Consider the following 21,690-nt stretch of genomic DNA (forward strand, 5'->3'; position numbering starts at 1 on the left):
GAAAGAAGCTGTTTATTTCATTCGTAGCGGGTAGTACACCGCCAGTGCGCTTGATCTTAAGAAACACAAGGGTGTGAGCGTGTGAGGTGTAGGAGTGTAGGGGTGTAAGGGGGAAGAAGGTGTTTGTTTTATATGTTGCAAGAGCGAAAAACAGGGCTGTGAAAGGCTTTTAAGAGTCAGTAAGGCGGCGCAGTTGTGGATGTTGCATTTTCAAATTATTGATATTAATTCGCAATTGTTGTAAATTGTAAGTATTGATGCCCCTAAAGAAATATTAAAGATCGCGGTTCTTGAGAGAATCAAGATTTTTAGGCTTTCTCCAACTCATTTTTATCCTTACTTATCATGTCCAGCACTCCAATAAACCTGAACACAGTCCATCCGGTTTGGAAAAACCACATCCAGGAAGGAAACAGTAAGATGCAAGTGAAGTTATACTACGATGCGATCGCCTGCTATGAAAAAGCATTGGCTGTTGCAGAGGAAGTATTGCAGGAAGCAACTTCCCACTTAAGTAATTCCGAGGCAATTCATATCTATGTGCTTTCATGTCAGAATCTTGCTAATTGTCACTTGGCGGTGGGACAGTTAATCGAAGCGGAAACTTACTTGCTCAAAGCCCAAAGCAGTGCATCAGATATAATGGAGGCTAGTAAGTTACCAATGGAATTTCGGACGCAAGCATATTGTGCGTTCTATGCGGCATTTCAAGATTTAGTCAAGTTTTATGAAGCTCTTGGTCGGGAAGATGTGCTGTCTGAAATCATCATGCAATCCAAAGAACAAGCACTTAAGTTTCTTGAGCAAGTCGAAGCAACTCTACCAAGCAACTAATAGTGTAAATAAAATAGCGGTACTGGATAGATAAACACTATTTCCCAAATACCGCTACAATTCTGTCTTGATGTCGAGGAAAGTCGCTAAAAACTGATGAATTAAACCATCAGACCAAAGTCGGTGCTTTTTCCATCTCTGCATTGTACTGACCAAGGCTGGCTGCTCCGTTTAACTTCGCTCGATGATAGAGTAATTTTTGTGCCTCAGATATCTTGTCATCATTACCCCGCCAGTATTCTAAAGCTGGTTGCTGAATAGCGCGGGCATAGGAAAAAGTAACAGACCAAGGACACTGGGAAGCAAATTTAGCATTCATCACATTCAGATGTTCCGTTGAGCGTTCGTTACTCTGTCCACCGGAAAGGAAAGCAATTCCGGGAACAGTAACAGGTACATTATTGAGTAGGCATTGAATAGTCATTTCTGCTACCTGCTCTACACTCGCCGGATTGGGACAAGTCAAGCCAGAAATCACCATACTAGGTTTAAGTATCATCTGGTCAAACTTAACTTTATGCAGACGCAGTTGATTAAATACTACTTCTAATGTTTCATTTGTTACTTCGTAAGAATCTTCTATTGTATGGTCGCCATCAATTAAGACCTCCGGCTCTACAATTGGTACAAGTCCTCCTTCCTGACACAAAGCAGCATAACGAGCTAGCGCATGAGCATTAGCTTCAATGCAAGTATCGCTGGGAATACCATTTCCAATGGTAATCACGGCCCGCCATTTGGCAAAACGTGCGCCCATTTTGTAATATTCAGCAATGCGCTCCCTTAGACCATCTAATCCTTCGGTGACTTTTTCACCTGGACAACCTGCTAAGTCTTTAGCTCCGGCATCAACTTTGATACCAACGATCATACCCGCATCTTGCATCACCTTCGTAAAAGCAACCCCAGCCTGAGAAAACTGCCTGATAGTTTCATCATAGAGAATAGCTCCACTGATGTATTCCGATAAACCAGGAGTTGTCAAAATTAACTCCCGATAAGCACGTCGTCGTTCTTCTGTCGTGGGAATACCTAACTTTTCAAATCGCTTGTTGCATGTACCGTTGCTTTCATCCATTGCCAGGATACCTTTACCAGGAGCAACCATTGCCTTGGCGGTGTTTCTCAATTCCTGCGCGTATGTACTCATGTTAATCATCCCTTGGTTGGTTTTGGCGATCGCTATATATCTGAAATTATTATTGCAAATAATTTGCAATAATTTAAATAATTTGTTAAATTATTTTTGTATAGATACTATAACCTCCTATGTCAGCATTGCTTGTGGGAGATTCATTCTCCCGCATTTTTTCTGATTATGCCAAAGTCTCGAAAGGCTGAATGGATCGGATAGCTGTTGATGGGAGCAATTATTTTATGTGTATTTTGATTATTGACATATATTTTCAATAGTTAGCATGAAAGCAGAGTCTTTAGTATACTTTGCGACTTTTCAAACATCCGCTGAGAATTTGAGCCGCTGTGGGGGTTGGCAGAAATTGGTAAGCGATCGCTTTTGGTGCTAAACAAAACTGATTTATATACAGATGAAGATAAAGAAGCCATCCTCGCGAGATTGCGTCAACGGGTACGGGGATTTATTGCTACTAATGATGTGGTGGCAATCGCTGCTAATCCCCAATCTGCACAACTAGAAACTGGTGAAACCTTCTAGCCAGAACCGGATATTGTTCCTTTGCTGCGGCGGACAGCTGCTGTTTTACGGGCTGAGGGCGAAGATTTGGTAGCAGATAACATTCTTTTGCAATCTCTGCGATTGGGAGACGAAGCGCGAAAACTCATCGATGGCCAGCGTCGCCGTCAAGCTGACAAAATCGTGGAACGGTTTCAGTGGATTGGTGCTGGTGTAGTATCAGTCAAAACCTTTATTAGTACCTGAAATAAATACCAACTTTACAAGTAATAAATCATCAAAGTGTATAGACTAGTACAATAATTCCTACCAACTAGGTGATAAATTCTACGACTGATAAAGAGGTAAAAAGCGATGAACTTAACACCCAACGAGTTAGAACGCTATCACCGCCAAATGATGCTTCCCAATTTTGGAGAGGCAGCACAAAAGCGCTTGAAGTCCGCAACGGTTTTGGTTACAGGTGTGGGGGGATTAGGCGGTACATCAGCGCTTTATTTGGCAGTAGCAGGTGTTGGGCGGCTAATCTTAGTTCGGGGTGGTAACTTGCGGCTAGATGATTTAAATCGTCAGGTTCTGATGACAAATGATTGGGTAGGTAAGGCAAGAGTATTCAAAGCTAGAGAAACTCTGCAAGCTATTAATCCTGATATTCGGGTGGAAGCAGTTAATGATTACGTTACAAAGGATAATGTAGACTTTTTAGTGCAATCTGCTGATATAGCTGTTGATTGCGCCCACAATTTCACAGAGCGGAACTTGCTTAATGAAGCTTGCGTGCGCTGGCAAAAACCAATGGTGGAAGCTGCAATGGACGGAATGGAAGCTTACCTGACGACGATTATTCCTGGTGTCACTCCTTGTCTATCATGCTTGTTCCCAGAAAAGCCGGATTGGAATCGGCATGGGTTCGCGGTTATCGGTGCTGTTTCTGGAACACTAGCTTGTCTTAGTGCATTAGAGGTAATAAAGCTGATAACTAAGTTTAGTCAACCCCTATTGTCACAACTGCTGACAATCGACTTGATGCGAATGGAATTTGCCAAACGACATTCTTATCATGATCCTTCATGTCTAGTGTGTGGTGACCATCCTTGCTGGAAAAATTCGCAAACAACATCTTTATAAATATTTAGTTATGTATGCTATCAAGCAGGAATTAAAATTAAATAAAAGGAAGTTTCCCAAATCCGTGGTAATAACAGATTTAAGCGATTTGTCCACAACTATGGTTTAGAACGGGAGCATCCCAATTTTGCAAATTTACCAAAATCGTTACAAGTCATTGCGAATAAAGCGAAGCGGAATGAAGCAATCGCAAAGTACAGATGTCGCGATTGCTTTGCTTCACTGCGTTCCGCTCGCAATGACAAATTATGTTTTTACACATTTGGGATGCTCTCTTTAGAACTTCTTAAAGCTAGTTGGGATTTTGAAAATATAAAAATTCTGATTGCAAGGATAATTGGTCTGAAAGTGCGTAGCTGCAAAGCGGCTGATGCTAGTAGATACCTTTCGAGTTTAACTGTGGAGTTATTACATACCAAAACTTTCCCTCAAGTTAGCGATCACCCTTGAGGATAGATATGTAAATCGTATTGCAATGATATTACCAATAATGTTGGCTATTTAGTCGTGCACTTTATTTTTTGGAGTCTTCTACAATTTTTAGCAAAATAGTTGGATAATCGTAGCGATCGCTCTATAAGCGGATCGCCACAACTTATTGACTCATTTGGGCTATTCTGTAGCAATTATGACATCCGAAGCTTTAATGACAGCGATCGCTTGTTTTCCTTCTTGAAGTTGGAGATGCTCTACCGACTCCTTAGTAATAATTGCAGTTATTTCCACCCCAGCCACAATTTCTAATATTATCTCAGAATTAACTGCTCCTGGGTGAATTTTCTTAATAGTTCCTTTTAAGGAATTACGAGCGCTAACTTCCATATTTTGATCCTCTTGATTTAGAAGATAATTTACTTGATAATATTAACAGATATTAGATTGTTGGATTATCCTCATTTAGTGGGATGCTATCTTCTGTCTTACAGAATAACTTAGATATAAAATTTGGATTAGAAGATAGCGAAAAAGTTGATAGTGGAATAGTCATAGCTTGGCAGAGTATTCATTAAAAACTGTTTTGGTTGATGCACAACTGCAAAGTAATACTCTGTAACAATGACATAAGGCCATCGCTTCTTAAAGTGGTAAACTAGAGCAAAAAAAGCAAATAAAATAGACGATCTTTCATGTCTAATTACTTAATCAAGCAAATAGCAGTACTGATAGCTAAAGAAAAAGGCGACCCATTTCTGATCAGCCGATATTTTTTGCTGATTATGAAGTGTACTTTTCGCTTCAACACTTCCTACTTAACTTCTAATAGCTTCATAGATTATTATTACCGTAAGCGTCCTTTTGTATTGGGTGTAATTGATTGACAGTTGGGTAGAAATACGAAGCTAACATTGGAAGGAGAATATTTAGAAGCAAACCAAACCTTTGACTATAGAATTCCAGCAGTAGGAACTGTATTACCCAACCCTAATGTTAAAATTCCTCTGAGCCGTTTTGTCGGGGAGCCTGACAATAAAGTACAAAATCGCCGTACAACCCGCTTTGGATACAATTTTGAACATAAATTTAATTACAACTTGTCTGTAAATAATACTTTTCAGCTACCTAGCCATGTGCGAACTGATGCAGCCATTTATTATCGCCGTAACAACTGGCGAGTTGGGCTGAATATCAAGAACTTATTTGATGTTTACTACTTTGAAAGTGGTAGTAGAGCCAATAGCGTGTTTCCTGGCGTTTTGTCCAAGGAAGTGAGTGATAAACTATATTAAAGCTATCCGCAGCAAGAGTTTCGGGAATTAACAGGAAATGACTTTTGTTAGTTGTGCCACAGCTTGATTGCTAATGATTAGGATATTACTAAATTAAAAATGCATTATTGTGCCATCGTCATTTTGACTGCAATATCGCACGGTTTACCAAAGTACGGTGAACTTGTGACTAAAATATCTACACCAGTGCTAGCATAATCCTTTATATTTTCAGAGGTAATACCACCAGCCGCTGCTAGTTTTAAGTTCGGATACTGCTGCTTCAACTTCAAAACCAGAGGCTTAAGGTCTGGTAGGGGAATTTTATCAAACTGAATTAAATCTACACCTGCTTGAGCAACCATCATCGCATCTGTTGGTGTATCTACTTCAACGCAAATACGTTGTTCCTGAAACTGTCGTCGTAGTTCATTCATGCACTCAATTAGCCCAGTTATACCTCCCAGGAATATCAGGTGTTGGTTAAATATCAGAACTGTTTCAGATAATCCTAAGCGATGAAAAAAGCCCCCGCCAGCTAGAATTGCTTTAATGGAAAGCGCTCTAGTACCTGGAAAACATTTACGAGTGGTCACAATAGAAACAGACTGATTCACTGTTTTGGCAGTATCTACTAATACTCTGGTACGCGAAGCAATGCCGGAAGCATATTCCATCAAATTTAAAGCAACTCTCCAGCCACTGTGCAAAGCTTGAGCAGTGCCACTAGCTTGAAGAATTAATTGCTTTTCCTGGCAGACTGTACCACTTTCCACTTGATAATGAACTTCAGCACCACAATATTTTAATACTCTGGCTGCTTCTTCAGTAGCGCAAATGGTCATCGGATGACGGGTAGAAAACTCGATTTTACCGGGTTGCTTGCCAATGCCAAGTCCGTAGGTTGTCAAATCTAGGTAGGGAACATCTTCCTGAATTAACCTAGCGATCGCCTCATCTGAAAAGAAAACACTCATTTTAGTTTTGTGATCAGCTTACAAATATATAAGCTCAACCAAGATTTACACTAAACCTAATCTCATTCAGTTGCAAGAATTGTAATAATCACTACTATTCTCCAAAATAGTTGGGGGATCTCTTGTGCGTAAGTCCTAAACTAGCCAAAAAGTGACCAATAATTCAGATTTCCATTCACCACGAACACAAAATGATTAATGGGGGTTGCTACTGCATTTCCTGGTGATTCCTGCTTTGACTCGCAAGAATTGGCTGGCATCAGCTTTGTTATGTCCTTCGTTGAAAGTTTGATGGTTGTAGATGAACATAGGAATAATCGAGCCTTACAGTAACGGGTTTTTAGAAGTTGTACCAGAGAGCGATTATTGGCAGATTGCAGCTATACATATCAATGGCCAAGCCTACTGCCCCACCCCTCGGCTTTATCGTTCAGAACAAGTGGCATTAGCAAAAGCTGTACAAATTTATGATTGGATAGCTGAACACGAACACCAAATCATTAATAAGGCTTGCTACTGTTCTGAATTGAAACTCATTCTATGGCAGCAATCGAAAGTTTCTTAGTGTACATCTGTTCATCACGGTAGTTACAAAACGCTTACTTCAGCCTACCCAGCAGTTTTGCAGTGGATTGAAGCCAACAGCTATCAGATTGTGGATTCAAAACGAGAGTTATACATCAAGTCTGGACAGGAGCAAGATAATGAGTTATATCTTACAGAATTACAGTTTCCCGTGGCCACGCTGTAGAAATCTTGGTACACTATGGGGGTTAGGAGTATGACTGATTTTATAGTGAATATGAAGAAGATTTAATTAATTTTATCAATTTCAGATATGCCTCTTCCGGTGTAAGAAGGGGTGAAGTATTTTGATCAGGGATATAGAATGCCCAGCTATTAGGAAAGTGATGAACAACAAATGAAGGAATTAATTCCAACTTCATTGCTCTTGTTGCCAAATCTTCTGTTTCTTTTACTAGGCTGATTTCGTCATTAAACGAGTAGTTGCTCATTGAAATAGCTATTGAGTTAAGTGTTTTGATTAAAATCAGATGCTTTAGAAGTCTTAAAGTTTATTTCTAGCTATTATTGAAAGTACGTAAAATTTAGCGACCCGTTTGAGTTACTTAGAACAAGCACTTTTACTTATATTAAATAAGCTAATAAGTACTTAGATTATGACACAAACATAGTCATTAGTGTTGAAAGTTTTATGCAATCTGCCCATCATCCACGGGAAATTACATAATTGCGATGTCTACGCCTGTTTGGGTCAAAGCTAGCTTATGCCAAAAAGATAACGGGAAAAGTCAGGACGGGGATAGGGTATTTAAGTATAAAATATATGTAAATATAAACATATAAAAAAGCCCTCCCTTTGGGTGGTGGGAAGGCATGGGTAGAAACGGGGAAATTTGGCTACTGGAAGTTCTCTTGATTCAGAGTCGATACAATCTCACTTATTAATCCATTTGTTATTACAGCATAGACTGTAGGGTTTTCCAGATTTGTTTTTGGCGCTAGATACTTAGTCCTTTCTGTGACTAATCCTAAGAAACAGTACTTTGTTCCTTCTAATAAACTGAGAGCGTGTTCAGGTGTTTTCCCTATTAGGTTATTTTTGTTGAAGCATTCTTGACTCATCTGATTTTCTCCTTATGGATATAACCTTAGTTTTCCCATTACAAGTTAGAAAACTTCTATGAGTATAAAAATTGGGATTGATAGGTTATAAAAACTTCGATTTTGGCGTTGCTGAATCAAGGGATGATTCTTGTGGGGTGGGCATCCTGCCCCAATACCGTTCAGTTAAGGACATTTCTCTGTTAGGGTAAGCAGGGGGAGCAGGGGGAGACATAAAAGGCTTAACCCAAGCGTATTGCATCCTGCCCGCCCGAAAATATAAGGACGGGCAAGATGCCATTGGTGTCAAGTTAAGAAAATTAGAGTCTTGTCAAGTGGGAGAAATTCAATGGTAAAACCAACACAGAGGTGTTGATACTAGTCATGAGTAAACCCCGTAAAAAACAAGGGAATCCAGATTTTTGGCATCGAGTCACTGTCCTCGCCCCATCAAGCCAAGAGATAGAATCGCGGCTGTTTGAATTAATCAGTCCAGGTACATTTGCCAATCTCAAAGGGATAAAAGACAAAGAACGTAGCTTGCGCGATGCCTAGGGCGGGCTACGCCTACGTTTACTAACCCTACCAATGATGGCAGTAATAGTGTTGAGTATAGTGTATCGTCAAGTACAACACTTACGTCCTCAATGACTTGTGTGCTGATGTGGCGTAGTTTACCGCTGTAGGCATCGCTTTACAACAACCACGCTTATCGCATTTCTATGGAAATGGTGTTCCGTAGTTTGTATTTTTTCAACCGCGCACTTTTACTTAACCCATTATTACAACTCATTCCTTGGTTAGTAGAACATCAGCGTTCTATGGGCTTGGTTAAAGCTATTCGCCAACGACACCGACGCAATGCCGCAAGGTCTCTTGACATCTGGGCATCTGCTTTAACTTGACACCAATGGCAACACGCCCACCCTAATTAGGCAAATAGAATGTGGAACAGCTGATCAGTTATTTGGCTTACTACAGTAGATGAAAAAAGAAAAACCTTGGTTTGCATTTTCCGAAAACCCAACACTGTTCATCAATTCCAGCTTGCTAAACTTTTTGGTTTTTAAACTATAGGGCATTGGAGAAATAGCTAACTTTTTTTTAATAATAAAACCAGCTTTTTGAATCTTTGCAACCAATTCATCAGGTGTATATTCAATCTTATGTTCAGGATGTACAAATCCTCTACGTACCAAAAGCTTTGTCAACTGGCGATTTGGGGTATCTAGACAAAATGATCCACCTGGCTTGATGACTCTAAAGACTTCTTGAATTACTTTCTCGGCTTCTTCTTCTGTTACATGCTCAATGCTTTGTCCTGACCACACAAGGTCAACGGCATGTTCTGGAAAATTAGATAAATCTGCCATTGAGCGATAGATATAATAAATTTTTGTGAGATTATCTAGAGTTATAAATTGCTGAGGATATTCCTCAAATTGCCGATTATAAATTCTTTCCTCCTGTGATAGATCAACAATATCCAACTGTTGCGGATTGTAGGGGTAACCCATAACCATGAGAGCACCTTCTGGCGAGCCAGGGCAAGAACCTCCTAAATCGAGAATATACTCAGCAGGTGGCAATATTTCCTGTACCAGTTTCACCCTTGCAAGGTGATGCGCCTCTATGCCTGTTCTAGAAAAAAGTTTTTGTTCAATCCCAATTGGTAACATTAAATAAGAAATAATAACCTGAATTCTTGAAAAATTTCCTTTATCAAGATTATCTCTGTAGAATGAAAGTTCTTCCTCTGACAACGGAAAAAATAAAAAGTATGCATATACTAAATGAACAAATTCCGTATTATTTGGTGAGCGCCAATTAAATAAATAGAACAACCCTAGAAAAATAGAAAACCAAACTATACGCATTATATCTTCAGGATAATATATAACATACCTAAAAATCTTAGAAAACAAAACACCCCATTTAACTATCATTTTATTTCGAGATTTAGTCATAGTAGGCAACTATATAGCAATTCTAAATGATCTGTGAAAAATTTTAATTAATATAGGATAGGCTTTACCTATCAAAACCTGGATATAGTGGGCAAAGCCCATCCTATATGTATTTTAAAAATCAAATAACAGTTCTATATTTATAAACTGTACTAGAAATATTAATCTATTTTATTTTATGCCAATTATCACGTAAACAATAACTGTGATCGCCTAGTTTTGACGGGTAAGCAGATCGCAAAATCAGATTATTCTACACACAGTCAATTTGAAATATTAAATAATAATTAATATTTCGTGACAAATTAGTTTATTTAACTGTACATAGTTATTAAGTAATAAGTACCATAGATAACTCCGATGTGAGCTTTATAAATTGACTTTTATTTCATAAATATTTACTTTTTCACCACATTATGGTAATGCAATAGTGTAAATACGCTCCTGTGATGTTGCAGATTGATAGGGAAACGGGATAATCTCGCAAAAACAAATTATCAAGGGTGCTTATTACATTGTTTGAAGTTATGTAGCCTTTTGATTACGTCCTATCAACCACTGCGGTAAACTATGCGTTGATTATGATTCTTTCGCAGAGAAGAACACTCGAAAGGAGCGGTATTTTCAATGTCTCATAGCGTAAAAATCTACGATACCTGCATTGGCTGCACCCAATGCGTCCGCGCTTGCCCTACTGATGTACTGGAGATGGTTCCTTGGGATGGCTGCAAAGCTGCTCAAATTGCCTCTTCGCCCCGTACAGAAGACTGCGTAGGCTGTAAGCGCTGCGAAACCGCTTGTCCCACCGACTTTTTGAGCATCCGGGTTTACCTGGGCGCTGAAACAACTCGCAGTATGGGTCTGGCTTACTAAAAAGCTCAGTGCTGAGTCACCGAACTTCTGATCGCGATGCGGGTCTACTGCCCAACCGTTCTTTGCAGAACGGTTGTCTTGTCTCCTTTGGACACAAGGGAGAGGTGCAAGCCTTTGCGCCTCTCGGCAGTGATACAGACCATCAAAGAAAGCCTCCGCACCCTGCGGGATCTTGCTACAGAGTTCTCGCTGAGTCCTGAGTTCTAAATCCTGAGGCAAAAGAAGTAAATCAAAAAAACAATTTCTTGATTCTTCACTCAGCACGGGCTACGCCCTGTTAAGCTAACGGAACTCAGAACTCAGTGCTCAAGAATTTTAAAGTTTCTTAATAAAAAGCACCTTTAGTAATATCTAGTGGTAAAGGGAGTAATTTACTCCCTTTTTTCTTTGCAAAATGTCGAGTTTGTGCTACTAACTATACTGGATTTAATCATCCTGAAAAAAAGCGGTGTGAACAATGTGCGGAATTGTTGGATATATAGGCACTCAAGCGGCAACAGAAATTTTACTAGCTGGGCTGGAAAAACTAGAATACAGGGGCTACGATTCTGCTGGAATTGCCACTGTTTGGGAAGGTGAGGTTAATTGTGTGCGGGCAAAGGGCAAACTGTATAACCTGCGTTCTAAACTCGAACAAATAGAAACCCCTGCCCAAATTGGTATTGGTCACACACGCTGGGCAACTCATGGTAAACCAGAAGAGTACAACGCCCATCCCCACATGGATACGGCAAAGCGAGTGGCGGTGGTGCAAAATGGCATTATCGAAAATTACCGCGAGTTACGCGAGGAACTCAAAGCAAAAGGACACGAATTTCGTTCTGAAACTGATACCGAAGTCATTCCCCATCTCATAGCCGAATTATTAAAGAATCTTCCCCCTTCATCTCCCTCATCTCGCTTCCTGGAGGCAATTCGCCAAGCCGTTAACCACTTGCGTGGGGCATTTGCACTTGCAGTTATTTCTGCTGACTATCCCGATGAATTGATTGTTGTCCGCCAACAAGCACCTTTGGTAATTGGTTTTGGGCAAGGGGAGTTATTTTGCGCGTCTGACACGCCTGCGATCATTTCCTATACCCGTGCTGTGCTACCTCTGGAAAATGGCGAAATTGCCCGCCTCACACCTTTGGGCGTTGAGATTTATAATTTTGCTGGCGACAGGTTGAAAAAACAACCCCGACTGCTGAACTACAATCTTGCAATGGTAGAAAAGCAGGGATTCAAACACTTCATGCTCAAAGAAATTCATGAGCAACCAGGGGTAGTAAGAGCTAGTTTAGAAGCATACTTTACTAATCTTGGAGAATCTACCGAATCGCCAATCAATCTTGGTTTACCTGCGGATTTATACAAGGATTTAGAACAAATTCATATCGTCGCCTGTGGTACAAGTTGGCACGCAGCATTAATCGGAAAATATTTAATCGAACAACTAGCAGGAATTTCAACTCAGGTGCATTATGCTTCTGAGTATCGCTATGCACCATCACCCTTGACGGCTGACACGTTAATTGTTGGTGTTACCCAATCAGGTGAAACAGCCGATACTCTAGCAGCTTTGACGATGGAAAAAGAACGTCGCCAAGGAAAAGAACCCAAATATCAAGCGCGACTACTAGGCATTACCAATCGCCCCGAAAGTAGCCTCGGTCAATTGGTATCACATGTCATCAGTACTCTAGCGGGAATTGAAATTGGAGTAGCGGCAACGAAAACTTTTACCGCCCAACTGATGGCATTTTATGCTTTGGCATTGGATTTAGCAGCTCGTCGTCAAACACTTTCAAAAGATACATTAGAGAGAATTATTAACGGGTTGCGGCAGATTCCCAAAGAAATTGAGGCAACTTTGGAAAGTCAGGAACGTTTAACTGAACAGCTAGCCCATGAATTCGCCGAAACCAAAGATTTCATTTTTGTGGGAAGAGGAATTAACTTCCCCATTGCTTTGGAAGGGGCGTTGAAATTAAAAGAAATCAGCTACATTCACGCCGAAGGGTATCCGGCTGGAGAGATGAAACATGGCCCCATCGCCTTATTAGATGCGAAAGTACCAGTAGTTGCGATCGCAATCCCTGGTAGTGTGTATGAAAAAGTTATTTCAAATGCCCAAGAAGCCAAAGCCAGAGATTCTTGCTTAATTGGCGTGACTCCAGTTAAAGATGGCGAAGCTGCGGAAATCTTTAATGATCTTCTTCCCGTTTCTCATGTAGAAGAGTTACTTTCTCCGATTTTGACAGTAGTTCCTTTGCAATTATTGGCTTATCATATTGCCGCCCGTCGCGGTTTAGATGTCGATCAGCCAAGGAATTTGGCCAAGTCTGTAACGGTGGAATAGTCTATTAATAGAGGTAGTAGCGTTTAAGCGCTACTACAAACCAATGTGCAATTTCTCATGGTTTTTTGAGAACTACCTCAAAAAAAACCTTTATTTAAAAGTAGCGCGATGACACAGACAACTACAGAGCGTCTATACTCTTTTGAAGAATATCTCGCTTATGACGATGGTACTGATAGCCGTTATGAACTGGTGGATGGAAAACTAGAACGCATGAATCCACCAACTTTTAGACATTTACTGCTTGCTAAATTCCTTGAACAGACATTTGACACAGAAATCAATCGTTTAAGTTTACCTTGGTTATGCTTTAGAGAGGCAGGGGTGAGAACGGGATGGCGGAAGTCAAGATTGCCTGATGTTTATGTTGTCGCGGCTGAACAGGTGATGGAATTCCTTGATGAGTCTGCTGTTTGTCAGTCTGCGCCGTTATTAATAGTGGAAGTTGTTAGTCTTGATTCAGTGAAACGCGATTACCGGTATAAACGTTCTGAGTATGCAGCGTTAGAGATTCCTGAATATTGGATTGTAGACCCAATAGAGTCAAAAATTACGATTTTATTGTTGTCAGAAGGATTGTATGAGGAAAAAGAGTTTAGCAAAAATCAGCAAATTATGTCTGCAACTTTCCCAGAAATTGCGCTTACAGTTGAACAAGTGTTAGCTGCGGGTAATGTTGGTTAGAAAATAGTGATGCTTAGGTTGGGCTACGCCTACGCAATACCTGGTAGTGTTTACGAAAAAGTTATTTTAGTCGATCAGTCAATAAATTCGATTAGTGAGGATATTACATAATCTCACGATAGCCGTTCGCGATAGCGTCTCCAAAGGAGAAGGCTTAAGCTTCGCTTATCGCAATCGTTTTCTCACCAACCAAACCACAAAACCAACAATTATTCCAACTATCAGACTGGAGCTGAAAGGGTTGTTGCAAAAACAAGGAATTTCAGGAAAAATATCTTTCATACTTTCTTTACTACAAAATATTTGGCAGTTGATTGTAGTAGAGATGTTGTTGCTATTACTGAATCGGCGATAGCTACTAATTCTTGAAAATTGCAATCGCTTTCATATTTTTCAGCTTCTATGCAACTGCGAGTAGCCTTAATTGTATTTTCTAAAAGTTGCAACACAAGCTGCACATTTTCAATATATTTGGTATTTGTTGTAAATATTTTTTTCGGCTAGGTCGCTAAATTTTTCTAAAAAATTCAACTGATTATTTTGACGTGCTTTTTCTGTAATCAAAGTTAACCGAAGTTTATAATTCCATAAATTAGTTTCAATTTTTTTTGTGAAAAGAGAGTTCTAGTGAATAGATTGTGACTTTTGGGAGAATTTTATCAAGATTGTTTAACATCTGGCGATGATTGGTAATTTGGCGTTGCATAAATGCGGGATTAATTGGCGGTTGAAACCATTGAAAATTCGTTCCAAACTGAGCGGAATCATCCCGTGATTCAGCAATGCTTCCAATGTGAGCGATCGCACCCTCTGCGATAGCGTTGGTACAAAGAGCAATTAGCCTTGCATCAGGAAATCAATTACTGCGATCGCCATTGAATCTTGTAGTAAATAGTTCTAAACCCTTACAAGGCTAGCTTTTGAGGAATTATACAACTTTTTTATTTATCAATATGACGAATTTTTGGAAAATTGTACAACTTTATTTTTATAAGTCGCGTGAATGCCAACGGTAATATAGGGGTTACAAACTGCAAAATTGTACAACTTTTTTATACTTTTACATAGAAAACAGTATGAACAAAGGTTGTCAGAAAACAACTTTGATTTTGACACTCATGGCATATTCCTCTAAATACACTGCTCAAATCAACGGCAAATAAGTACTACCGTTGATCACAGTGTTTATGTAGAGCGTAAGTTTCAAGCAGCCTGACCCGGCTTGAGCACGACCTTGATGCAGTTGTCCTGCTTATGCTTGAAGATTTCGTAGCCGTGCGGGGCTTGCTCTAGCGGCAGACGGTGGGTGATGACGAATGAGGGGTCAATATCGCCATTTTGAACGTGATCGAGTAGCGTCTGCAAATACCGATGCACGTGCGTCTGTCCTGTTTTCATGGTTAAGCCTTTGTTCATGAAAGCACCCATCGGCATCTTGTCTACAAAGCCCGTGTAAACACCGGGAACCGACACCGTGCCGCCCTTACGACAAGCAACGATCGCTTGACGCAATACATTGGGTCGATCAGTTTCCATTCGTACTGCTTGCTTCGCCTTGTCATAGAAGCCTTCCAAACCCATACCGTGAGCTTCCATTCCCACCGCATCCATGACCGAATCGGGACCCAAACCCCCAGTCATTTCTTTGAGGGCTTCACCTACCTCGATTTCTTCATAGTTTAAAACTTCTGCTCCACCGGATGAAGCCATCTGGAGCCGTTCGGGAACGCGATCAATGGCAATGATGCGCCCAGCACCCAGCATGAAGGCACTTCTGATCGCAAACTGCCCAACTGGACCGCAACCCCAAATCGCAACCGTATCTCCTGGTTGGATGTCACAATTTTCTGCTGCCATATAACCAGTAGGGAAAATATCAGTGAAAAACAGCACTTGTTCATCTGCCAGTCCATCAGGAATCTTGAATAACCCGACATCGGCAAAGGGAACGCGGGCATATTCCGCTTGACCTCCTGCGTAACCTCCTGTCAAATGAGAGTAGCCGAAAAGACCTGATGGGGAATGACCCATCATTTGCTCCGCCATCCAAGCATTGGGGTTGGAGTTATCGCACAGCGACCATAAATCCCGATTGCAAAAGAAACACGATCCACAGGAAATCGTAAAGGGAACAACGACGCGATCGCCTATGGCAAGGGCTTTGCCTTTGTTATGAATATTTCCATTTTTAAAAGCACTGCCTAGTTCAACGATTTCTCCCATGAATTCATGCCCTAAGATGTCGCCCGGTTTCATTGTGGGGTTGAAGCCGTTATACAGATGCAAATCGGAGCCGCAGATCGCTGTTGAGGTGATTTTCACGATCGCATCACGCGGATTAATGATTTTGGGATCGGGTACAGTTTCAACTTCCACCTTGTTCGTACCTTGCCAACAAACTGCTTTCATTGCTTGAGTTTCCTAAAGTTAAGTTGTTCGTTAAATGTGAAATCTATCTACCGAGACTGTGTTGAATTTTCGCGTCCTGCTGTCATCACTTTCGATTCGACGCTTAACCAGATAATTTTGGGATGTTGTTTTACTGTTTGATGCTGTCTATTCTGGTTGATAGTGAGGTGAGCGATCGATGATCATGCTGTGATCTTGAGAAGACATAAGAGCTTAAAGCAAGCACAGCAGCTTCATGCAGCTTACTTATTAGCTGATCCGGGTTCATTAAGCTTGCGGTTCTGTTCAGCAGTGACTGTATCAGGCAATAATTGGCTTACAGTGCCTTGAATCTTCGTCTTCAGCGATTCTGCAAGTACACTATCTTTACCTGCCATCAGAGCCTCAAACCCCTGCTTGGCGACAAGGGCTGGGTCATCCTTTTTGTCCGAACCCACTTTTGTGTTGTCCAGCCCTGCACGGTGGAAGAAGTTGGTTTCAGTAGCTCCGGGCATGAGCGCGGTGACGGTAACACCAGTGTCCTTCAATTCTTTGCGGATTGCCTCTGAGAAGGAGTGAACGAATGCCTTGGATGCTGCATAAACTGCCTGGAACGGACTGGGCATCTGGGAGACAATCGATGAGGTAAAGAGAATTCTGCCCTTCTTGCGATCAACCATGTCTTTCACGACTCGTTTGGCAAGATGAACCGTTGAGGTGACGTTTAGCTCAATCAGATTGAGTTCTTCCTGCAAATCGGTCTTGGTAAACTCGCCCCCAATACCGACACCTGCGTTGATTGCGATCGCATCCACGGGTTGCCCGATTGCCTTAATCTTGTCGTAAAGCATCTCAACTCCGTCATAGGTCGCAAGATCGGCTTGCACCGTCTCGACTTTAGCACCCAACTCCTTGAAGGCAACAGCCGCCTCATTGATGCTTGAACCCGTAGACGTAACTAAGAGATCAAAACCATTTTGGGCAAATTGTTTGGCAAGTTCGTAACCGATGCCACTGGAGGCACCCGTCACGACAGCTAGGGGGCGGCTCAATGAACTGTCCATGATGTTTTACTCCTTTGCTTTTACTTCTTATACTCCAAACCACTGATGGAATTGCCTGTGCTAAAGAATTGTTTCAATCCTTTAAAGACATCTAGAATGATGTCTTCTTGCAGCTGATCAAAATTCTGTATTTGCCAGTACACAGCGGTTGCACACTTCATTTGCTTATTGCACTTATTTATTAAATCCAGAGAGCAGTCAGGCTGCCGCTTCTCTTCTTAGGCTGTGCCCTAAGCGTAGCTATGCCGCAGGCTTTACGCTAACTGTCTGCTTTGCCTTGTCAACCACGGCTCCCATGCCAAAGAATTCATGTGTGACGTTAGAGTAGTTGGTTGCCCTCAAGGCAAGAGGTTATGGTGTTCAAACAGGTGCTACGACAATCTAGCGAAATTTGAATACACTGCTGCACCTGTGGATTTACTTGGTGCAGTTGAGGCTGGCTCATGACATTAATCTCCTAAAGATGCTATTTCATCTTAGAAAGACAGTTTGTTAATAATCTCTAGCGTAAGGATGTTTATAGTGATTGCCGATCTCTGTTGAAGGGCTGATTAAGTATTGAGTCTAGTTGTATGCTTAGGACTTGCACAAAAATAGCTTACCAGCAATTCTCTTTATGATAATAATTATCACTCCCATACAGAATTTGATTTTTAATAAATGAGATCGTGTGATTTTTCGCCGCAGTAGAACTTCTCAACTTAATCTTGCACTAATTTAATTAGCTCAAACGTTTACTTCTAAAGGGTTTATAAAATTATTTAACCGTTTTATGACAGTTTTTTGCTGAAAATTAAGTTTACTAAAGAGAGTTAGTTTAAATAGTTCAATCGTTTTATTTTGCAATTTAGGCGATATTAGGTATTTTAGTTGAGAAATTGTTTAACCGGATTATTTATTTACATGTGTATTTGTCTAGAATAACAAACACAATTTATGGCGCTCGCACACCTAGCAAACTCAAGTTGTTGATAGGAATTTGGCACTTGGGATGTAATAGCCACTGAATCTTGGAGCAAATATTTCCAAATTCTTACAAGGAAAACCTTCTAGTACAGCACGGCGGAAATAAGCAGACCATTGAAAAGCCCTAAAGAGCTTATTCTATAATACTTTTGACTTTTGACTTCCGCCTTGCGGTACTAGTATCCACTGATTTAAGAACGCCGGACATTCAAGCAACACCATTCTTTGCGTTTCCACAGGGTAGCAACGACCCAACCATTTTGTTCTAAAGCGTCAGCAACAGCTTTAGATTGTTCCAGTAAAATACCACTGAAGATAGCCCAAGTCTCAAGTTTAGCGATCGCACTTATTTGGGGAACCAACTCAATAATCACATTAGCCAAAATATTGCATACAATGCCGTCCACTGGTTGAGAAACTAGTTTTGTCAAAACATCTACACTTCCCAGTGCTGGTAGTAAACGTTCTGGGCTAATGTCGTTCAGGACACCATTGCTGATGGTTGATTGCACTGCCAAAAGGTCAGTATCCACTGCATAGACTTTCTCGGCTCCCAATAGCAGCGCCCCAATGGAAAGGATACCAGAACCACAGCCAATATCCGCAATTACCAGATGTTCATGTTTGTTACTATTACCCACAAACGACTGAGGAACTCCACTCAGCCGCATTTCCAGGGATTCCAAACATAGCTGAGTGGTGGGATGGTTGCCTGTACCAAATGCTACACCAGGGTCAAGACGAATCACTAACCGTTCGGTTGTTTCTGGTAATGGTAGCCACGCAGGGTTAATTAGGAAGCGATCGCCTATTTCTTGCGGATGCCAATATTGTTTCCAGCTAGTCGCCCAATCTTCCTCATCAATCAACTGCCATTGCAGCGAGGGAGATGAAAGTCCTACACAGAGGGCATCTTGACGCAGCCACAGCGACAGCGCTGCCAAATCTAGTAGCTGCGTTTGAATTGTCGGCAAGTAAGCTCTTACTAAAGATGAATTTCCTTTGTTTTCACTAGCTGTACCACGGCAGCCAAAATTTTCCAGTCGCCAAAATATAGAATCTTCTAGGTCTGGCTCACATAAAATCTGTAGTTCCCACCAGGTGTTTGCCATATAATTTTAGATTTTAGATTTTAGATTTTAGATTGGGGACTAGGTAACGGTTAATGACCAATGCGAAAAACAATGAGCAATTAGCCATTACCAATCCAAAATCTAAAATCGTTCGACTGAGCGACTTGCCTTGAGCGTACCCCTACGGGGAAGCAAGCTGCGCGTAGCGTCTCGTAGAGAAGCCGAAGTAAGCCGAGGTAAGCCGAAAGGAGCCGAAGTCCGAAATCCAAAATTAAAGTGTTACTGTATACGCGTCCCGAATACCAGGGACTTTAATAATTTCATCCAAAATGCCCTCAGGTAAGGGGTCATCTATACTCAAAGCCATTACCGCATCACCACGGACGATTTTACGACCTACTTGCATACTGGCAATATTCACATTAAAACTGCCGAGTAGGGAACCAAGTTTGCCGATAATCCCCGGCATATCGCGGTGCAGGGTAAACAACATATATTTGCTGGGTGGGACATTAATTGGGAAACCGTCAACATCAGTCAGGTGGATTTCCCGCTCACCCAACAAAGCGCCTGTGACAGAATGAGTACCTAAAGTACCCGTGGCTTCTAGATGAAGCGTGCCGGCATAGTCTCTAATTGAAGCATCACGGGTTTCAATCACTCGAATTCCGCGTTCTTTAGCTTCTATGCTGGCATTTACGTAATTTACCCGTTCCCGCAAAGCTTGGTAAAGTAATCCTTTCAGGGCAGCTACCACCAAAGGCTGACTTTTGTTGCTCGCGAGTTCCCCTTGCAGTCGAATATTGAGTACTTCCACGCGTCCGCCAGCTAGCTGTCCCACCAGATTACCTAGAGTTTCTGCTAATTGCATGTATGGTTTGAGTTCTTCCAACACATCGGGGCCAAGTCCAGGAATGTTGACGGCTGAACGTGCTGGTAGTCCTAAAAGTACATCCCGAATTTGTTCGGCAACATCAATAGCCACATTCACTTGAGCTTCTGCGGTAGAGGCTCCCAAATGGGGGGTGAGGATGATTTCTTTACCTAGCGATCGCAACTCAGATTCACCCAGTGGTTCTGACTCGAACACGTCCAAGGCTGCACCGCCTATTTTACCCGCTTTTAGAGCTGCTGCTAAAGCTACTTCATCAATGATCCCACCACGAGCGCAGTTGATAATCCGGGTTGTGGGTTTCATCTTTGCCAGGGTTGTGGCATTGATTAAGTGGGTGGTTTCTGGGGTTTTAGGGATGTGTAGGGTGATATAGTCTGCTTGCTGGAAGAGTAAATCTAGCTCCACTAGCTGACAGCCAAGTTGTTCGGCTCGGTCTGTAGAAATAAAAGGGTCATAAGCTAGGAGTTTCATCCCCATTGTCCTAGCTACAGTGGCAACATGGGAGCCAATTTTGCCCAAGCCGACAACGCCGAGAGTTTTTTTGTAGACTTCCGCGCCGACAAAGCTATTGCGATCCCACGCACCGCGTTTCACCGAAGCGTTAGCATCGGGGATGTGGCGAGACAAGGCCAAAATCATCGCTAGCGCATGTTCGGCGGCGGCAATTGTATTTCCCTCTGGAGAATTGACTACCACAATTCCCCGGCGTGTGGCAGCGGGAACATCCACATTATCCACACCCACACCAGCACGACCGATGATTTTTAGCTGCGTGCCGGCTTCAATGATATCTTGAGTGACGCGCGTACTAGAGCGAATCATCAGCGCGTCATACTCACCAATAATTTCGAGCAGTTGGGCTGGTTTTAGACCTATTTTGACATCAACGGTAGCAACTTGCGAAAGAATGTCAATTCCAGCTTGGTCAATAGAATCTGAGACAAGAACCTTAGACATGATTACTTCATTTAAAGCTACAGGTTTTGCTGCACAAGACTTTTTAGTTTAGTCTTTATCTGTGGCAATTGAGTAAAAATTATTCGTTTTAATATCAACTTAACCTTTACTTACACTACATGCTGATGGTATCGAAGCGTGAGTTACTTTCGGTAGGTACTGGCTCCTAAGTATTTGAACATGAGTGGCTGTTTGCACCACCCTGTCGCTAAATATAAAGCATGAATAGCACTAAGCACCTATATATTTATTAATAGTTAAGAGTTACCAAAATTTTGTCACGTTTAAACAGCTGACTGGCTTGGGCGTAAGCGCCTGTATTCTTGACTAGGCTGCAACTTTAGCTTTACCCTGACTGTGCATAACTAACAAACGAGCAAGTAACTATTATATCCGCCAAACCTCGACTGTTTCGCATGACTACAAGTAGTATTTCTTAGTCAAAGTCAAACATTGCATCTTCAAGATGGTCGGGATTGTGACAGTTAAAATTTAGGCACTAGATAAATTTTCTGGGTGATGATTGCGGTAAATTGTAAGATTGTCTACTAGTTAAA

The 21,690-nt window shown here is 41.5% G+C and carries 20 protein-coding genes and 2 pseudogenes; 13 read left to right on the top strand and 9 right to left on the bottom strand.

Annotation, left to right across the window (positions count from 1 at the left end):
- Nucleotides 1–420 precede the first annotated feature (420 nt).
- Complete coding sequence (locus V7L29_RS16465) at nucleotides 421–834, top strand: hypothetical protein (protein ID WP_334688318.1); 414 nt, start codon at nucleotides 421–423, stop codon at nucleotides 832–834.
- A 109-nt stretch (nucleotides 835–943) separates the two neighbouring features.
- Here the strand turns inward: V7L29_RS16465 and V7L29_RS16470 are convergent, their stop codons facing one another.
- Entirely contained in the window at nucleotides 944–1,984 is a 1,041-nt protein-coding gene (locus V7L29_RS16470) for a class I fructose-bisphosphate aldolase (RefSeq protein WP_334736158.1), read from the bottom strand.
- A 318-nt stretch (nucleotides 1,985–2,302) separates the two neighbouring features.
- Here V7L29_RS16470 and V7L29_RS16475 point away from each other — a divergent pair.
- Both V7L29_RS16475 and V7L29_RS16480 read left to right on the top strand, forming a co-directional pair.
- Nucleotides 2,303–2,713: pseudogene (locus V7L29_RS16475) on the top strand (GTP-binding protein); the annotation flags it as partial.
- A 129-nt stretch (nucleotides 2,714–2,842) separates the two neighbouring features.
- Complete coding sequence (locus V7L29_RS16480) at nucleotides 2,843–3,616, top strand: HesA/MoeB/ThiF family protein (protein WP_334736159.1); 774 nt, start codon at nucleotides 2,843–2,845, stop codon at nucleotides 3,614–3,616.
- A 612-nt stretch (nucleotides 3,617–4,228) separates the two neighbouring features.
- On the opposite strand, the gene V7L29_RS16485 is transcribed toward V7L29_RS16480, so the two are convergent.
- The gene (locus tag V7L29_RS16485) at nucleotides 4,229–4,438 is read right to left on the bottom strand and encodes a TOBE domain-containing protein (protein WP_334736160.1); all 210 of its coding nucleotides are present in this window, start codon (nucleotides 4,436–4,438) and stop codon (nucleotides 4,229–4,231) included.
- Nucleotides 4,439–4,743: 305 nt separating this feature from the next.
- Between V7L29_RS16485 and V7L29_RS16490 the strand changes: the two genes are divergently transcribed.
- Together V7L29_RS16490 and V7L29_RS16495 are read left to right on the top strand one after the other, a co-directional pair.
- A complete protein-coding gene (locus V7L29_RS16490; protein WP_334736161.1) occupies nucleotides 4,744–4,935 on the top strand; it encodes a hypothetical protein in 192 nt (63 codons plus the stop codon).
- A gap of 3 nt (nucleotides 4,936–4,938) precedes the next feature.
- Nucleotides 4,939–5,343, top strand: a complete 405-nt coding sequence (locus tag V7L29_RS16495) for a hypothetical protein (RefSeq protein WP_334736162.1) — start codon at nucleotides 4,939–4,941, stop codon at nucleotides 5,341–5,343.
- A 104-nt stretch (nucleotides 5,344–5,447) separates the two neighbouring features.
- On the opposite strand, the gene modD is transcribed toward V7L29_RS16495, so the two are convergent.
- A complete protein-coding gene (gene modD / locus V7L29_RS16500) occupies nucleotides 5,448–6,299 on the bottom strand; it encodes a ModD protein (RefSeq protein WP_334736163.1) in 852 nt (283 codons plus the stop codon).
- Between the two features lie 301 nt (nucleotides 6,300–6,600).
- Between modD and V7L29_RS16505 the strand changes: the two genes are divergently transcribed.
- The 4 genes and pseudogenes from V7L29_RS16505 (at nucleotide 6,601) to V7L29_RS16520 (ending at nucleotide 8,830) form a co-directional block, all read left to right on the top strand.
- Complete coding sequence (locus tag V7L29_RS16505) at nucleotides 6,601–6,864, top strand: hypothetical protein (protein WP_334736164.1); 264 nt, start codon at nucleotides 6,601–6,603, stop codon at nucleotides 6,862–6,864.
- A gap of 21 nt (nucleotides 6,865–6,885) precedes the next feature.
- Nucleotides 6,886–7,050 (top strand): annotated as a pseudogene (locus V7L29_RS16510) (MerR family transcriptional regulator); the annotation flags it as partial.
- 1,259 nt (nucleotides 7,051–8,309) lie between these two features.
- Entirely contained in the window at nucleotides 8,310–8,480 is a 171-nt protein-coding gene (locus V7L29_RS16515) for a hypothetical protein (RefSeq protein ID WP_334736165.1), read from the top strand.
- A 167-nt stretch (nucleotides 8,481–8,647) separates the two neighbouring features.
- Complete coding sequence (locus tag V7L29_RS16520; protein ID WP_334736166.1) at nucleotides 8,648–8,830, top strand: hypothetical protein; 183 nt, start codon at nucleotides 8,648–8,650, stop codon at nucleotides 8,828–8,830.
- A 54-nt stretch (nucleotides 8,831–8,884) separates the two neighbouring features.
- On the opposite strand, the gene V7L29_RS16525 is transcribed toward V7L29_RS16520, so the two are convergent.
- Nucleotides 8,885–9,892, bottom strand: a complete 1,008-nt coding sequence (locus V7L29_RS16525) for a class I SAM-dependent methyltransferase (RefSeq protein ID WP_334736167.1) — start codon at nucleotides 9,890–9,892, stop codon at nucleotides 8,885–8,887.
- 627 nt (nucleotides 9,893–10,519) lie between these two features.
- Between V7L29_RS16525 and psaC the strand changes: the two genes are divergently transcribed.
- The 4 genes from psaC to V7L29_RS16545 all read left to right on the top strand — a co-directional run bounded on the left by psaC (nucleotide 10,520) and on the right by V7L29_RS16545 (nucleotide 14,145).
- A complete protein-coding gene (psaC, locus tag V7L29_RS16530) occupies nucleotides 10,520–10,765 on the top strand; it encodes a photosystem I iron-sulfur center protein PsaC (RefSeq protein ID WP_015175986.1) in 246 nt (81 codons plus the stop codon).
- A gap of 457 nt (nucleotides 10,766–11,222) precedes the next feature.
- Nucleotides 11,223–13,106 carry a glutamine--fructose-6-phosphate transaminase (isomerizing) gene (glmS, locus tag V7L29_RS16535; RefSeq protein ID WP_334736168.1) on the top strand — a complete coding sequence of 628 codons (1,884 nt, stop codon included), beginning with the start codon at nucleotides 11,223–11,225 and terminating at the stop codon, nucleotides 13,104–13,106.
- A 108-nt stretch (nucleotides 13,107–13,214) separates the two neighbouring features.
- Nucleotides 13,215–13,790, top strand: coding sequence for a Uma2 family endonuclease (locus tag V7L29_RS16540; protein WP_334736169.1), 576 nt, complete (start codon nucleotides 13,215–13,217; stop codon nucleotides 13,788–13,790).
- A gap of 94 nt (nucleotides 13,791–13,884) precedes the next feature.
- Entirely contained in the window at nucleotides 13,885–14,145 is a 261-nt protein-coding gene (locus V7L29_RS16545; RefSeq protein WP_334736170.1) for a hypothetical protein, read from the top strand.
- Nucleotides 14,146–14,993: 848 nt separating this feature from the next.
- Here the strand turns inward: V7L29_RS16545 and V7L29_RS16550 are convergent.
- The 5 genes from V7L29_RS16550 to serA all read right to left on the bottom strand — a co-directional run bounded on the left by V7L29_RS16550 (nucleotide 14,994) and on the right by serA (nucleotide 21,133).
- Nucleotides 14,994–16,199 carry a zinc-dependent alcohol dehydrogenase gene (locus V7L29_RS16550; RefSeq protein ID WP_334736171.1) on the bottom strand — a complete coding sequence of 402 codons (1,206 nt, stop codon included), beginning with the start codon at nucleotides 16,197–16,199 and terminating at the stop codon, nucleotides 14,994–14,996.
- A gap of 242 nt (nucleotides 16,200–16,441) precedes the next feature.
- Nucleotides 16,442–17,242: an SDR family NAD(P)-dependent oxidoreductase gene (locus tag V7L29_RS16555; RefSeq protein ID WP_334736172.1), complete on the bottom strand. Its 801-nt coding sequence runs from the start codon at nucleotides 17,240–17,242 to the stop codon at nucleotides 16,442–16,444.
- A 20-nt stretch (nucleotides 17,243–17,262) separates the two neighbouring features.
- Nucleotides 17,263–17,403 (bottom strand): hypothetical protein, encoded by a 141-nt coding sequence (locus V7L29_RS16560; protein ID WP_334690729.1) that lies wholly within the window; start codon nucleotides 17,401–17,403, stop codon nucleotides 17,263–17,265.
- 996 nt (nucleotides 17,404–18,399) lie between these two features.
- Nucleotides 18,400–19,320 carry a 50S ribosomal protein L11 methyltransferase gene (prmA, locus tag V7L29_RS16565; RefSeq protein ID WP_334690728.1) on the bottom strand — a complete coding sequence of 307 codons (921 nt, stop codon included), beginning with the start codon at nucleotides 19,318–19,320 and terminating at the stop codon, nucleotides 18,400–18,402.
- A 232-nt stretch (nucleotides 19,321–19,552) separates the two neighbouring features.
- Complete coding sequence (gene serA, locus V7L29_RS16570) at nucleotides 19,553–21,133, bottom strand: phosphoglycerate dehydrogenase (RefSeq protein ID WP_334690727.1); 1,581 nt, start codon at nucleotides 21,131–21,133, stop codon at nucleotides 19,553–19,555.
- Between the last annotated feature and the right edge of the window lie 557 nt (nucleotides 21,134–21,690).

This window comes from Nostoc sp. (assembly GCF_036916575.1).
Taxonomy (GTDB): domain Bacteria; phylum Cyanobacteriota; class Cyanobacteriia; order Cyanobacteriales; family Nostocaceae; genus Nostoc.